This window comes from Dissulfuribacter thermophilus (genome assembly GCF_001687335.1).
Taxonomy (GTDB): Bacteria; Desulfobacterota; Dissulfuribacteria; order Dissulfuribacterales; family Dissulfuribacteraceae; genus Dissulfuribacter; species Dissulfuribacter thermophilus.
Map to the genome: position 1 here is coordinate 258,076 of NZ_MAGO01000001.1, position 14,511 is coordinate 272,586.

Annotated in this window: 13 protein-coding genes; 10 read left to right on the forward strand and 3 right to left on the reverse strand. The window is 42.6% G+C overall.

Annotated elements, in window-relative coordinates; translation table 11 throughout:
- Positions 1 to 275: 275 nt before the first annotated feature.
- Entirely contained in the window at positions 276 to 635 is a 360-nt protein-coding gene (locus DBT_RS12610) for a hypothetical protein (RefSeq protein ID WP_067615587.1), read from the forward strand.
- A 183-nt stretch (positions 636 to 818) separates the two neighbouring features.
- On the opposite strand, the gene DBT_RS01095 is transcribed toward DBT_RS12610, so the two are convergent.
- Genes DBT_RS01095 through DBT_RS01105 form a run of 3 tightly spaced genes read right to left on the reverse strand, consistent with a single transcriptional unit; the run spans position 819 to position 4,001 of the window.
- On the reverse strand, positions 819 to 1,838 hold the full coding sequence (locus tag DBT_RS01095; RefSeq protein ID WP_067615589.1) for an NAD-dependent epimerase: 1,020 nt from the start codon (positions 1,836 to 1,838) through the stop codon (positions 819 to 821).
- Positions 1,839 to 1,851: 13 nt separating this feature from the next.
- Positions 1,852 to 3,693 (reverse strand): glutamine--fructose-6-phosphate transaminase (isomerizing), encoded by a 1,842-nt coding sequence (gene glmS / locus DBT_RS01100; protein WP_067615591.1) that lies wholly within the window; start codon positions 3,691 to 3,693, stop codon positions 1,852 to 1,854.
- A 2-nt stretch (positions 3,694 to 3,695) separates the two neighbouring features.
- Positions 3,696 to 4,001 carry an HNH endonuclease gene (locus DBT_RS01105; protein ID WP_067615593.1) on the reverse strand — a complete coding sequence of 102 codons (306 nt, stop codon included), beginning with the start codon at positions 3,999 to 4,001 and terminating at the stop codon, positions 3,696 to 3,698.
- Between the two features lie 58 nt (positions 4,002 to 4,059).
- Between DBT_RS01105 and DBT_RS01110 the strand changes: the two genes are divergently transcribed.
- From DBT_RS01110 to groES, 9 genes are all read left to right on the forward strand, one after another.
- On the forward strand, positions 4,060 to 5,007 hold the full coding sequence (locus DBT_RS01110) for an HDOD domain-containing protein (RefSeq protein WP_067615595.1): 948 nt from the start codon (positions 4,060 to 4,062) through the stop codon (positions 5,005 to 5,007).
- Complete coding sequence (locus tag DBT_RS01115) at positions 5,007 to 5,765, forward strand: RNA 2'-phosphotransferase family protein (RefSeq protein WP_067615597.1); 759 nt, start codon at positions 5,007 to 5,009, stop codon at positions 5,763 to 5,765. The genes DBT_RS01110 and DBT_RS01115 overlap by 1 nt, the downstream gene beginning before the upstream one ends.
- A 251-nt stretch (positions 5,766 to 6,016) precedes the next feature.
- On the forward strand, positions 6,017 to 7,375 hold the full coding sequence (locus DBT_RS01120) for a TolC family protein (RefSeq protein WP_067615598.1): 1,359 nt from the start codon (positions 6,017 to 6,019) through the stop codon (positions 7,373 to 7,375).
- Positions 7,376 to 7,385: 10 nt separating this feature from the next.
- Positions 7,386 to 7,787 carry an efflux RND transporter periplasmic adaptor subunit gene (locus DBT_RS01125; RefSeq protein ID WP_067615600.1) on the forward strand — a complete coding sequence of 134 codons (402 nt, stop codon included), beginning with the start codon at positions 7,386 to 7,388 and terminating at the stop codon, positions 7,785 to 7,787.
- Complete coding sequence (locus tag DBT_RS01130) at positions 7,744 to 8,553, forward strand: efflux RND transporter periplasmic adaptor subunit (protein WP_161939880.1); 810 nt, start codon at positions 7,744 to 7,746, stop codon at positions 8,551 to 8,553. Before DBT_RS01125 ends, DBT_RS01130 begins: the two co-directional genes overlap by 44 nt.
- Entirely contained in the window at positions 8,546 to 11,767 is a 3,222-nt protein-coding gene (locus tag DBT_RS01135; protein ID WP_067615603.1) for an efflux RND transporter permease subunit, read from the forward strand. Before DBT_RS01130 ends, DBT_RS01135 begins: the two co-directional genes overlap by 8 nt.
- A 188-nt stretch (positions 11,768 to 11,955) precedes the next feature.
- Entirely contained in the window at positions 11,956 to 13,413 is a 1,458-nt protein-coding gene (locus DBT_RS01140) for a M48 family metallopeptidase (protein ID WP_161939881.1), read from the forward strand.
- The gene (lspA, locus tag DBT_RS01145; RefSeq protein ID WP_244155280.1) at positions 13,367 to 13,795 is read left to right on the forward strand and encodes a signal peptidase II; all 429 of its coding nucleotides are present in this window, start codon (positions 13,367 to 13,369) and stop codon (positions 13,793 to 13,795) included. The genes DBT_RS01140 and lspA overlap by 47 nt, the downstream gene beginning before the upstream one ends.
- Positions 13,796 to 14,199: 404 nt before the next feature.
- Positions 14,200 to 14,490, forward strand: a complete 291-nt coding sequence (gene groES / locus DBT_RS01150; protein ID WP_067615608.1) for a co-chaperone GroES — start codon at positions 14,200 to 14,202, stop codon at positions 14,488 to 14,490.
- Positions 14,491 to 14,511 lie beyond the last annotated feature (21 nt).

Consider the following 14,511-nt stretch of genomic DNA (forward strand, 5'->3'; position numbering starts at 1 on the left):
AAAAAAACGTTGTCCATGTGGGTATTGAATGGGAATGGTCTCGAAATTAATCGTGTTTGATTTGGCATAACTGTTGCTTTCTATCTAGTAACGTGAATAAAATGAAAGGAGGAATATATTTGGTAAAAGGTAAACGACACTTTCTTTGGCGGTCGTCACTAAATCATTTAATGACAAATAATAAATTATAGGAGGTGTAATTATGATGATGGAAAAGTTTTTACCCAAGGCACACAGATCAAGATTCTCAGAAGGGTTTTACCCTTGTGGAATTGATGATAGTCATTGCAATTATTGGAATTTTGGCGGCTATCGCACTGCCGCAGTATAATTCTTACAGAAAAAGGGCTAAGGCAAAAAATTTGATCGATATTGCTAGGGCTTGCGCAATGGAACAGGCATCTTACTGTCAGGGTGATAGCAGTGCAGACAATGCGACTCTTATGGGATTACAGTCATGTTCCACTTCCTATAATCTCCCCTCAGGAGAGGCTGTTACACTTAAAGCCAAAACTGGTGGGACAGCTTGTAATGGTTTAGGTGTAAACGCAACAGCGACAATAAGTGGAACAACCTATTCTGCATACTGTTCAGGAACTTATAATGAGTCCGTGACTTGTAGTCTTACCCCATAAAAACATTACACTTTTCAAATTTTCTAATTAAAAAAGTTTTAGCAGGTGAGACACCTGAAAAGGCCCTGATCTCACCTGCTAATTTTTTGATAAAATAATTGCAGTCCTCGGTCAAAAGTATAATTTTTAGCGAATTTCTGAGCAATTTAGATAGTTGAAAGCTCAATAGGTAGTAATGGCCAATCAACACTTAAAATATTCTCTGTACCAACTCACAAACTTAGGAATTCCCTCTTCAAGTGTGGTTTTAGGTTCAAAGCCAACATCACGTTTTAGGTCTTCGATGTCTGCATAAGTAGCTGGGACATCCCCTGGCTGCATGGGGAGAAGATTCTTTTTGGCCTTTTTCCCAATGGCGTCTTCTATTATTTCAATGAACCTCATGAGAGATACAGGTTCGTTATTGCCAATGTTGTAGATCTTGTATGGGCAATAACTTGATCCAGGATCAGGGTTATCACCACTCCATGTAGGATTGGGTTCAGGGATTTTTGCCATTACCCTAACCACCCCTTCTACTATGTCGTCTATATAGGTAAAATCCCTTTGCATATTGCCGTGGTTAAAGACATCTATGGGACGGTCTTCCAAGATAGCCTTTGTGAAGAGAAACAGAGCCATGTCAGGTCTTCCCCATGGGCCATAGACAGTGAAAAATCTGAGTCCAGTCGCTGGAATGCCGTAAAGGTGGCTATAACAATGGGCCATAAGCTCGTTTGATTTTTTTGTGGCGGCATAAAGAGATACCGGATGATCTACATTGTGGTGAACTGAAAAGGGCATTTTGGTATTTGCACCGTAAACAGAGCTTGAACTTGCAAATACCAGGTGCTTTACATCAAAATGTCTGCACCCCTCTAAGATATTTAAAAAACCCATTAGGTTCGTATCCACGTATGAATGAGGGTCTTTTAGACTGTGTCTAACACCGGCCTGGGCTGCAAGGTTAACCACGCAGTCAAATCCCTCATTCTTAAAGAGCTCGTGCATGGCCTCTCTTTCTTTCATGTCCATCTTGTAAAACTTGAAGCCACTATTTTGCTGCAACAATTTTAATCTAGCTTCTTTGATGGATGGATCATAATAAGGGTTCAAGTTGTCTATCCCCACCACTTCTTTTCCCTTTTCTAAGAGCCTTTTAGATAAGTGATATCCAATAAATCCAGCAGCTCCTGTAACCAATACCTTTTTGTAGTCAAACATTGTGTTCTGCCTCCTATTCTACTGTAACGCTTTTAGCGAGATTTCTGGGTTGGTCAACGTCGCAACCCCTTTGAACAGCGATTTCGTACGCAAGTAATTGTAAGGGGATTGTATACAAAAATGGATTAACGTCCCTGTCATCAACCTTCGGGACCTCAATTAATTCCTTGGATAGTTTTTTGAGTTTTTCATCCCCTTTTTCCCCTAAACTTATAACTATGCCGCGTCTGGATCGGACTTCTTCTATATTGCTGAGGAGTTTTTCATAGACATGGTCTTGTGGAGCAAGGCATACCACAGGCATGTTTTTGTCTATGAGTGCAATGGGACCATGTTTCATCTCTCCGGCAGCATAGCCCTCTGCATGAATATAGGATATTTCTTTTAATTTGAGAGCGCCTTCAAGGGCTACGGGGAAATGGAGACCTCTGCCAAGATAAAGAAAATTTGGGTACTGCGAAAATTCACAAGAAAGATCTTTAGCCCGATTGTGCCATGCCTTTAGTTCCTCTTCTATTAGTCCAGGGACTTCAAGCATTACATCAATTTTCTCTTTTATGGCTTTTTGGTCGAGAGTCCCCCTAGCCTTTGCCATAAAAAGCCCCAAAAGATAAAGGGCTGCAAGCTGGCTAGTAAACGCCTTTGTTGAGGCCACTCCTATCTCAGGGCCTGCATGGGTGTATATTGTTCCGTCCGATTCCCTTGTAATGGTACTTCCAACTACATTGCATATGGAAATAACGGTGCTCCCATGGTCCTTTGCAATCCTCAGCCCTGCAAGGGTGTCTGCTGTCTCCCCAGATTGGGATATTGGGATAGTGAGCCAGCTGTCATCGACTAAAAGATCTCTATATCTGAATTCAGATGCAAGATCCACTTGAACAGGAATCCTAACCCATTTTTCTATCCAATACTTTGCCACAAGTCCTGCATGCCAGGATGTCCCACATGCAACAAGGTTTACCATTTTGGTCTTTTTTATTAGATCCTGGGTGATCCCAGACTCTTCGAAGATGACTTCGCCTTCTTCAGGCAGGACCCTACCCCTAAGGGTGTTCAAAATAGCTTGGGGTTGTTCGTAGATCTCCTTTAGCATGAAGTGCTTATAGCCGGCCTTTTCTGCCATTGAAGCATCCCACTTGATTTCCTGGGGAGTCTTGTCAACTATTTTGTCTTCTCTAAGATCATAGATGAGGAGATCCCCTTTTTTGAGGACAGCCACCTCATAATCATCGATAAATATGAGATTATTGGTGTAGGGTAGTAATGCTGGGATGTCTGATGCCATAAAGGCTTCATCTTCTGTTATACCCAGGACGAGAGGGCTTTGTTTCCTCGCTGCAACTATTGTGTCTGGCTGCCCCTTCCATAGCACTCCTAGGGCGTAAGCCCCTTCAACATCTTGGAGTGCCCTTTTTACAGCAGCGAGGATGTCGCCATTCAGATATTTCTCAATGAGGTGGGCAAGGACCTCTGTGTCTGTATCTGATAAAAAATTGTGTCCTTCTTTTTCAAGCTGTTTTTTGAGTGAATAATAATTCTCTATGATTCCATTGTGGACAACTACAAGCTGCCTTTTACAGTCCATATGAGGATGGGCATTGTCTTCGCTTGGTTCTCCGTGTGTTGCCCATCGGGTGTGACCAAGCCCGACAAAACTCTTTGTGTCTCTTACGCCATCGAGTTTTCTGTCGAGGGCCAGTAACTTTCCCTTTGCCTTGACTAGGGAGATCTCGTCATCTTCAAGCCATGCAATTCCTGCGCTGTCATATCCTCTGTACTCAAGCCTTTTTAGGCCCTCCATTAACACAGGAATGCACCGTCTTGTACCTATGTATCCAACTATTCCACACATTGTTAATCTCCCCCTCCATCCATTTTAAATTGGAATTCAAAACCCAGTTGGTGTTTTTTCTTTGCATTGCACTCTTTGCAGGCTGGGACGAGGTTATTTTTTTCTGATCTGCCTCCTCGAATTATGGGGACTACATGGTCTATAGTAAGTTCAGAGGGCGGAAATACCCGTCCGCAATAGTAGCACTTGCCTGAAGAGACCTTTTTTCTCCACCATCTCGTCTTTTTCAAGGCCTTTGCCTTCTGGCGTTCTGCCTTGATAAATTCTTCAGATACTACTGGAATAAAGGTAAAGTTTTTCTTCTCCATATTGTTAATATACATAGCCCAACTTGCCGATATAAGAAAGGGGAAAACTTTGTGTGAAATGTCTATTCAATCTGCAACCAATAATAACGATGAAACTGTAAATTTCTTAAAAAAGCGGAAAAAAGTACTTTCTGTAGCACCTGTCCAATCCTTCCCTGCCCTCCCCTCTACAGTCAGGACAGTGTTGGTACTGTGTGGCTCGCTTTCAAGTGATGCCAATGAGATCCAGCGTGCTGTAAAGTCAGATTTCGGAATGACCTTAAATCTTTTAAAGGCTATAAATTCTGCCTTTTATTCTGTGGATAAGGTCCCTGTGATGTCTATACTACATGCAATAGTACTCCTGGGCATGGACGTAGTGGCCAGGATTGTATTGGATATGCCCCGGGCAAAAGTTAATGCGCTAAAGGGCTCTTCAAAAGACATCCCTAACTGGCTAATACTTTGCGCCCGACAGGTGTTTTCTGCACATCTTGGAGAGGCGTTTGCAAAATACACTGATCATGACCCAGAGGAGGTTTTCTACTGTAGTCTCTTTAAAAATCTTGGAGAGGTCATCCTTTCATACTCTATGGAGGACTCATACCAAGAATACTTGAGGCTATTAGAGGAGAAAAGGAGCTGGTACGCAGCCTCAAGGGCAGTATTTGGTATTACCTTTGATGAATTCACCTTTTATCTTATGAAAAAATGGAATTTACCCAGGCGACTTGCGGATATTTTAGAGGTGAAGAAAAAAGCTCGAAGTGTGCAGATTCTAAACAGGAGAAATCCTATATATTTATCTGTTTTGGTGAATGAATTGATGGATTTTGCTTCAAAAAAAGATTTAAAGGCATTAAAATATCAAGAGGCAAAGAGGGTACAACTTAAAAAGATTCTCAACTTGTCGGAAAATCATATGGGTTTGATCCTCCGTAAAGAGTTAGATAAAATTAATAGATCTTCACCAGTTTATTATGAAGTACTTGAGTCTATAGGTCTTATTCAAAATCTTTTAGTCTAATGACACTAGATAAAGAAAAACGGCATCTCCTAAAGTTAATTCGGACAATCCTTGGAAAGCAGCCTTGGCAGTTTGGAGTCGTCCTCGACAGAGATGGATGGCTGTCAGTTAAGGAGCTTCAAAAGGTCCTACATGAAGAAGGAGTAAAGGGCATTACAGAACAGAGGCTAATACAGTTTTTCGAGCTTTATCGGCCTGAAGGAGTAGAATTTTCCCAGGGGAAAGTGCGCACCACCAAACATGATTTTTCTTTTGATGAGATTTCACAGGCATTGTATCCACCTGACCAACTTTTCATTGGTTTTAGGCAAAGGGCTCTGGAGCATGTGAGACGTTGTGGGCTTAAGGAGAGTGAAAGGGGAAAGGGCCTAATTCTTTGTACCTCTGAGGCCATGGCAGAGAGAATCATTAGACGCGTTACTGGAAAATATTACGTTGTAGAAGTAGATGCCAAGGAGGCCCAAGACAAGGGGGTCTTTTTCAGGAGCTTGGGTGACGGTCTTTTTGCATGTTCTTACCTATTGCCAAAATGGTTGAGGCTCCCTGAACCTTCGAATGATTCAAAAAAGGAACCCAAAAGAGACTATAAAAAAGATAAAAAAAGAGAGGATGCAAAGGAGGATAAAAAAGGGAAAGACCTTCCAGGCTCGTTTTTGCTTGATTTCACACCTATAGACCCGCCATTTTTTGAGGAAAAGACGAAAAGGCGCAATCGCAAGTGGAACAAAAAACATGGAAAAGGGAAAAAGCGAAAATAAAAGAAAAAAAATGAATATTAGAGAAAATTAAGGGCTTGAGGTACTTTCAAAAAAAATAACTTTTTCTGGTTTTTTTTGGGATTTAAGGGCCTTTTTTAAAGCTTGACCAAAAAACGATCTTGTATGATTATCCATAATTAAGGAAAATCAGGATAGGATTACAAAAATTTAATTCTTTTTAACTGCTGTTTGGAGTCCTTAATGCGATAGCTCTTGAACATATTGCTTGATATTTTTGACAGGATTTAAAAATGAGAAAAATAATTTTGTGCTGTTTCATATTTTTTTATTTTCTTTCTTTTATTGGGCTAATATGGCCGGATGTTGGCCACTGTGGAGACAGGCTTAGTCTCGAAGCGGCATTGAGGCATTCTCTAGAGGACAATCCAGAGGTCAAGGCAGTTTTGGCTGAACTTGAGGGGGCTCAGGCCAAGAGGATTCAGGCAAGGAGCGCATTTTTTCCTAAAATTGACATAGAAGAGGATTTTTTGAGGACTAATAACCCAGTATTGGTATTCATGGAGAAATTGGATCAGGAGCTCTTTGGCCAAGAAGACTTTAGGATCGATAGACTCAATGACCCAGCCCCCAGATCAGACTGGGCAATGAAACTCATTTTGACTCAGCCAATATTTAATAGAGGAAAGGAAATTATTGGAAACGAGCTGGCCAAAAAAGCAGAAGAGATCATTAGAGAAAAAAAGAGGGCCATACAAGAACGTGTGGCTTTTGAGACGGAAAGAGCATACCTTCTAGCGATCTTAGCAACCCAAAAAAGAGTTGTGTTAGAAAAGGCCATTGGAACAGCGAAAGAAGGGCTTGAGATTGCAAAAAAACGCTATCGCTCGGGAAAGGCGCTAAAATCTGATGTTTTGTCTTCAGAGGCAAGGCTCATGCGCCTAAAACAGGATTTGGCGCTGGCAAAGAGCAATGAGAAGGTGGCAATGGCTGACCTAAATAGAATAATGGCCCAACCTCAGTCCATCCAATGGGAGCTCGATAATAGGATGTTAGACCAAATATCGGATGTCCCTGAGTTGGAGACTTGGCTAAAAAAGGCCAAGGGTAGGAGGCCTGAAATACTCATTTCAAAAAAGATGGTGGATGTGGCGGCAATTCACAAAAGGGGCGCAAAGTTAAACTTCCTTCCTTCTATTAATCTACAGGGCAATTACGAATTCCACGGCGAGGACCCATTGGCCAGCAGTGGCGAATCATGGTCCATAATGGCAAAGGCTTCCTTCAATATCTTTAATGGCTTAAGTGACAGGGGGAGGTTGCTTGAGGCAAGTGCAGATCTTTTGAGGGCAGAGGCCCAGAGGGATAAGGCTGTGATGCATACAGAATTTGAGGTGAGAGGGGCCTATTATGAGTTTTTGGCCTCAACTGAGGCTGTAGTTGCAGCTCAGGCTGAAGTGGAACGTGCCCAAGAGGCACTGAGGATTTTGAGGAGTCGATATGCTCAGGGGTTTGCGCTTATGGTTGAGGTCCTTGGCGCTGAGGATGCCCTGAAGAAGTCAGAGCTCAGGCTTGCTGAGGCCAAGTATAGGACAAGGCTATCGTATTTAAAGCTTAGACTCTTTTCCGGAACAGTGCTGAGTCATAGGTAAGGAGGACTGGATGAAAAATATCGTCATATATACGCTGGGGCTTTTTTTATCTTTAGGTTTGATCTCTTGTTCACAAAAAGAGGAGGCCAAAAGGGTGCCTCTTGCCCCTAAAAAGGTCAAGGCAGACACAATCTTATTAGAAGATGTGGCGCTTCCTGTTTATTCAAGTTTTTCTGGGGTTGTGGAGCCCAAGGTCAGGGTGAATCTATCTGCCAAGATTCCAGCCTATGTCAAGGTGGTTGGTGTAGAGGAAGGAGATTTTGTAGAAAAAGGGGATCTTCTTGTAAGGCTAGATGATACCGAGATACGCTCCAAGATTAATGGGCTTGTTGAGCAAAAGAAGGCGCTTCAAAAGGATAAGGCCGCACTTGAATCCGATTATTCCTATGCCAAGGCACTACGATCGTTTTAAACGGTTATTCAATGAAGAGGCTGCCACAAAAGATGAATTTGATAGGGCAAAGGCAGATTATCTTGCTGTAAAAAACAGGTTGAGTGCCTTTGATGCACGTATAAAGGCAGTCGATGAGGAGATTAAGGCCCTGAATAATGAACTTCGCTACCTTGTAATAAAAAGTCCTGTTTCAGGTTGGGTGACGAAGAGAACCGTAGATCCAGGAAGTTTTGTAGGTCCAGGTGCCCACCTTTTTGATATTGATTCCAAGGAAGAAGGATTTTGGTTTGTTGCCTCACTTAATGAGTCGCTTCTAAACAAAGTTCGCGAAGGAGATGAGGTTTTTTTAAGCATTGAACAGGCTGCTGGGCTTAAAGTCTTAAGGATTAGCCGTGTGATACCAAAGGTAGACGTCCATACCCATACCTTTAAGGTCAAATTAGATTTACCAGGCAATAATTTAAAGAGCGGCATGTATGGCAAGATTTGGATAAGAACAGGAGAGAAAAAGGGGCTGATTGTGCCACTTGAGGCAGTTGTCAAAAGAGGCGGTATAAAAGGCGTTTATGTAGTAGACAAAGATGGGCAAATACATTGGCGTGTCGTTACTGTAGGGGAACTGTATCTAAGAGGGTCAAAAGGGCTATTCCCATGGTCAGAGGAGCTTGAGCCCAGTGGAAACCAATTTGAACAGGTGGCGTTGATCTCCAGTGGCATAGTCCCTGGTGCAAAGATCATCGTTTCAAATCTCTTTGAAGTAAGGGAGGGAATGAGCCTTGAATAGTCTTCACAGACCCTCCTTTTTGAGATGGGTAACGTCGACTTTTGTGGATTCTAAGCTCACTCCCCTGGTGATAATAGCCAGTCTTTTCATGGGGGTCTTTGCAATCCTTCTTACCCCTAGTGAAGAAGAGCCCCAAATCGTAGTACCAATGATAGATGTGATGGTATCCATGCCAGGGGCCTCTCCGAAAGAGGTGGAAGAGCGAGTCATCAACCCAATGGAGAAGCTCATTTGGGAGATTCCAGGGGTGGAGTATGTGTACTCCACTGCTATGCCTGGCAAGGCCCTTACGGTGGTTCGGTTTTATGTGGGAGAGGAGGTAGAAAAGAGCCTAGTCAAGGTCTATGATAAACTTTATTCACACTTTGACTGGATTCCTCCTGGATGCAGTAAGCCCCTTTTAAAGCCTCGTTCAATAGACGACGTGCCCATTGTTACCCTGACATTTTGGGGCGATGGTTACGATGCAGTGACCCTGCGTTCAATAGTTGCAACTTTGGATGATGAAATTCGGGCCATAGAGGGTGTAAGCGAGACTTTTATTAAAGGCGGGCTAAGACGCCAAGTTCGCATAATCCTTGATCCGTCAAAACTTTCATCCCTTAATTTAGATCCAAAAGACGTTGTAGAGGCAATAAAGGGGCAAAATCAGGCCTCTTTGGTTGGGGCGTATACTGAGGGAAATTATGAATTCAATCTGAGACTAACTAACTTTTTTAAGAATTTAGATGAGGTAAAAAAGGTCGTAATAAAGGTAGTTGATGGTCGTCCTGTTTATCTGGGAGAGATTGCTGAGATAAAAGATGGTCCGGAAGAGCCGAGGTCTTATTGTTTTGTTGGTGCAGGTCTGGCAGCAAGGGAAAAAGGATTAGAACTGGCTCCAGGAGAACTCAGACCCGCCGTAACTCTAGCTGTTGCCAAAAGAAAAGGGCGCAATGCCACACTGATAGCTCGAAAGGTCATAGATAAGGTGGAAAGCCTGCGGGGGCATATCCTCCCTGAAGATGTCCATGTGGTAGTGACTAGAGATTATGGAGAGACGGCAAAGGAAAAATCCAATGAGCTCTTAGAACACCTTGCCATTGCAACAATTTCAGTTGCTGTATTAATGGCAGTGCTACTTGGCGTCAGGGCAAGCCTTGTGGTGCTTGTGGCCATACCTGTGACCTTGGCCCTTACTCTATTTGTTTACTATTTTTATGGATATACCCTTAACAGGGTTACACTGTTTGCTCTTATTTTCTGTATCGGAATTCTAGTGGACGACCCCATTGTTGGGGTTGAAAATATTGTCAGGCACCTAAGACTCCCTGAAAACAAGGGAAGGCGCTTCAAAGATATTATAGTAGATGCTGTAGTTGAGGTCGGTAGCCCGTTAATCCTTGCAACGTTCACAGTTATCTTTGCAATTCTTCCCTTGGCCTTTGTAAGGGGGCTCATGGGACCATACATGCGTCCCATGCCTGTTGGTGCGTCTGTGGCCATGTTCCTTTCAATGGTGGTCTCCTTTGTGATTACACCCTGGACTGCATACCACATTCTGGGTAAGGGCGCCCGCCATGAAGAGGAAAAGGAAGGGTGGTTCTCAAGGCTTTATAGGTGGACAATGGGCCACCTTATTTACAATCGGGTCTGGCGCTATAGTTTTTTGTTTGGCATGGCCATTCTCTTTGTACTTTCATGTGCATTAATTGCCACAAAGATTGTTAAAGTCAAAATGCTTCCCTTTGATAACAAGAGTGAATTTCAGGTGATAGTTGATATGCCTGAGGGAACACCTTTGGAGGAGACCTATCGTGCAGCAGAGGCCCTTGGAGCCGTTCTTTCACAAGAGTCCTATGTTACGGATTACGAGATTTACGTGGGAACGTCTGCCCCCTTCAATTTTAATGGCCTAGTACGCCATTATTATATGAGAGAAGGGAGCAACGTCTGTGATATACAGGTAAATCTTGTACCAAAACACATGAGGGAACTCCAGAGCCACGACATTGCCAAAGCTATAAGGCCCAAACTTGAGGCAGTAGCAAAAAAATATGGTGCAAATATCAAGGTTACAGAGATTCCGCCAGGCCCTCCAGTACTACAGACCCTTGTGGCTGAGATATATGGGCCTGATTATGAGGAGCAGATACGGCTTGCTAAGAAGGTGAAGGAGGTGTTTGAGTCAGTTGACGGGATCGTTGATGTAGATTGGTACATGACCGATCCACAAAAGGAGATGAGACTTGTAATCGACAGAGAAAAGGCCCTTCTTTCAGGGGTAAACCCAATGCGGGTTAGAGAGATACTTGAAACAGCAGTATTTGGTAAGGTTGTTGGACTGTTTCATGATGAAGACTCAAAAGAAGATGTTCCGCTCATAGTAAGGGTTCCAAGACAAGATCGCTCAAGCTTAGAGGAGGTCCTCTCTCTTAAGGTACGTTCAGTCACGGGCAAGGCAGTAAGCCTAAGAGAATTAGTAGGGGTGAAAGAGTCGGTCATAGACCACCCGATATATCACAAAAATCTCCAACCAGTGGTCTATGTAACAGGAGACGTTGCAGGTGCTGAGGAAAGCCCAGTGTATGCGATTTTGAAGGCCAATAAGCTCCTTGATAAGATTGAGACCCCGTCAAAGACCCGTCTTGAACTGCTTTATATCAGCCAACCCTCTTCTACTAAGGAATGGGCCATGAAATGGGACGGGGAATGGCACATTACCTATGAGGTCTTCAGGGATATGGGCGCGGCATTTGCTGTGGTTGTGATAATAATCTTTATACTGGTAGTAGGGTGGTTCAGATCCTATTCTGTTCCACTGGTTATACTTTCGCCAATCCCTCTCTCTTTGATAGGTATTATCCCTGCCCATGCAATGATGAATGCCTTTTTCACAGCTACTTCAATGATTGGATTTATTGCAGGAGCAGGTATTGTCGTTAGGAACTCCATTATCCTGGTGGATTTTATCGAGTTACGTCTAAAAGAGGGGATGCCCCTTGGAGAGGCAGTAATAGATGCTGGTACTATACGTTTTAGACCAATGCTACTCACGTCGTCGGCAGTTGTAGTGGGCTCTTTTGTGATACTCTTTGATCCAATTTTTCAAGGCCTCGCTATTTCGCTGATGGCAGGGGAGGTGGCTGCCACCCTTTTTTCAAGAATGGTAGTGCCAATCCTCTATTATTTGGATCATAGGGTAAAAGATAAATTGAAAAATATATTTAAGTAGCCATTTTATTGTTGTAGTATAATTGAAGTGCAGAGATTCTTTTTAAGATTTAGGCAAATAGATTGGTCTATCTCTTTGGGTATGGTCCAAGTATTTCAGGATCAACTATTGGAAATCCTTCAGTTATTTCCAACTAACAACTATTCGATTATCATCAATAATAGATAAAAATGGCTTTTATTAATTCTTTGTCTCGCAAACTTTGTGTCTTCTTTATTTTCTTTTTGGTGGCATTCCTTCCTGCAGGCTCTTTTGCCATGATGAGTATTGAAAAGGAAAAAGAGCTAGGCAGGAGGCTCCTTGAAGAGATTCGGACTCAGGTGGAATTCGTAGACGATCAAGAGGTCGTCCAATACGTTCAAAGCGCAGGAGAGAAAATCCTCAAATTAATACCTGACCCACTGTATCAATATCGTTTCTTCGTGATTAAAGATGAAGGAGTAAATGCCTTTGCTATACCTGGAGGCTTTGTATTTGTCCATAGTGGACTATTAGAAGTTGTTGATTCAGATGATGAGTTCATATGTGTACTTGCCCATGAAATTGGCCATGTGGAAGGGAGGCATATAGCCCGAAGGATTGAACGTTTAAAACGCTTAAATATTGCCAGTGTTGCCGCCATACTTGCTGGTGTATTTCTGGGAAAGGGAAAGGCAGGGTCCGCCATCCTCGCCACCACAAGCGCTTTAAATGCCTCAATAGGTCTAAAATATAGTAGAGAAGACGAAGAGGAGGCTGACAGAAGGGCATTTCAGTGGCTTTGCAAGGCTGGTTACAACCCCATGGGCCTTGTTACCGTACTTCAAAAGATGCAGCGCATGCGTTGGCTCGGTACAGATGCCATACCAAGTTACTTATCTACGCATCCAGGAACTGCAGAAAGGATTACATACCTTGAAGATCTTATAAAGACATCTAATTGCCATGTTAAGTTCCACAGAGCCAGCCGAGAACTTAGAAGGGTTCAGGTGCGTATAAGCGTATTTACAAAGGATCCCTATTTGCTGATTGGTCGTTACAAGACAGCCCTCAAGGACAGCCCTGGGGACGAATACCTTCAGTACGGACTTTGTCTGGCCTATTTGGAGGCCAGAGAGTTCAACAATGCTATTAATGAATTAAATGCCTTGATAAAAGGGCATCCAAAACGATTAGAGTACAAAAAGGACCTAGGTGTAGCCTATTATTTGAAAGGTGACTATGGCCAAGCTATTGATGTATTGAACAACTATTTGAAATCGAATTCCAAAGACCTTACTGCAAGGTTATACCTTGGAAAATCTTTGTTGGCAGTTTCTAGGCCAAAAGAGGCATTAAAGTCTATAAAAGATGTCTATTATGCCTTGGATGAAGATCCAAGGATTGCCTTTGATCTTGGTCGGAGCCTTGCTGCCCTGCATCAAGAGGGAGAAGCGCACTATTATTTTTATCAGTTTTATCGCTGGAAAGGACAGCTTGATGCAGCATCCTACCATAAGCGTATGGCCATTAGGCTTCTGCCAAAGGATTCACAGCTTTTGCGCAAGATTGGAGAGAGTAGGGATGAATCAGATGAAAACAATAACCAAGACCCCATTTCTCCTGGTGGTTCTAGGGGTAGTGGCCTTGGATCAAGTTACGAAGTGGTACATAGTAAAAAATTTTAATCTTTTTGAAAGTAAAGTTATTTTAGACGGTTTCTTTAATTTAACCTATATCACAAATACAGGCGCTGCCTTTGGTATTTTGAGCGGTACAGAAAAATGGCGGAACATATTTTTTCAGGCCATAACTGTAATGGCCCTATGTGGCATGATATACCTTTATAAAACCATGCGAACTAGAAGCGGTTTATTCCTTTGGGGATTATCGCTGGTATTCGGCGGTGCCCTTGGGAATTTTATAGACAGGGTGAGATTTGGATATGTGGTGGATTTTTTGGATTTCTACGTAGGTAGCTGGCATTGGCCGGCTTTTAATGTGGCAGACTCATGCATAAGCCTTGGAGCAACTATGTTGGCTGTATATTTTTTAAGAGAAACTGTCTAGTCTGTCCTCTATAGGATTACATCTGAAATTTTTGGGGTTTTCCATATTCTATTTGTTGTATGATTATCTAGAGGGAATCGCCTTTATTAGGGCTATTAAAATTTTTTATTAAAAATTGTCCGGCGGCCTACAAAGATTGAAATCCCATTGAATTTAAAATTAGGTCTTTTTTCAATTTTTTTCATAGATAATAGGTGGTTAAAGATTTTTGCTCGGGTCAAAACTGGGAGACGAAAAAATTAAAAAAAGGGGGTTGCATACAAAATTATCGTGCTTATATTAGCACTCGACCATAACGGGTGCTAATAAAGGTGGCCACCTTTTCATCTTGACATCCAAGTTTAAAAAACATTTTTGCCCCTCATAAGAGGGTTAAAAAATAATTTAGGAGGAGACTGAAGGCTATGAAGATCCGTCCATTACATGACAGGATTCTTGTCCAAAGGCTTGAAGAAGAAGAGAAGACCAAAGGCGGTATCATTATTCCAGACACTGCAAAGGAAAAACCCATTGAGGGTAAAGTAATTGCCGTAGGAAACGGCAAGGTACTGGAAAATGGTGAAGTTCGTCCCCTTGAAGTAAAGGTCGGGGATAGGGTTCTCTTTGGTAAGTATGCCGGTACAGATATCAAGATTGAGGGTGAAGAGTACCTCATTATGAGGGAAGACGACATCCTTGGTGTTATTGAAGAGTAAGGCAATTTCCCGTTGAAGAGA

What these genes read in the sequence shown, in the direction of transcription:
- DBT_RS12610 (WP_067615587.1), top strand. Translation starts at nt 276, where the DNA reads ATGATAGTCATTGCAATTATTGGAATTTTGGCGGCTATCGCACTGCCG.
- DBT_RS01095 (WP_067615589.1), bottom strand. Translation starts at nt 1,838, where the DNA reads ATGTTTGACTACAAAAAGGTATTGGTTACAGGAGCTGCTGGATTTATT.
- glmS (WP_067615591.1), bottom strand. Translation starts at nt 3,693, where the DNA reads ATGTGTGGAATAGTTGGATACATAGGTACAAGACGGTGCATTCCTGTG.
- DBT_RS01105 (WP_067615593.1), bottom strand. Translation starts at nt 4,001, where the DNA reads ATGGAGAAGAAAAACTTTACCTTTATTCCAGTAGTATCTGAAGAATTT.
- DBT_RS01110 (WP_067615595.1), top strand. Translation starts at nt 4,060, where the DNA reads ATGTCTATTCAATCTGCAACCAATAATAACGATGAAACTGTAAATTTC.
- DBT_RS01115 (WP_067615597.1), top strand. Translation starts at nt 5,007, where the DNA reads ATGACACTAGATAAAGAAAAACGGCATCTCCTAAAGTTAATTCGGACA.
- DBT_RS01120 (WP_067615598.1), top strand. Translation starts at nt 6,017, where the DNA reads ATGAGAAAAATAATTTTGTGCTGTTTCATATTTTTTTATTTTCTTTCT.
- DBT_RS01125 (WP_067615600.1), top strand. Translation starts at nt 7,386, where the DNA reads ATGAAAAATATCGTCATATATACGCTGGGGCTTTTTTTATCTTTAGGT.
- groES (WP_067615608.1), top strand. Translation starts at nt 14,200, where the DNA reads ATGAAGATCCGTCCATTACATGACAGGATTCTTGTCCAAAGGCTTGAA.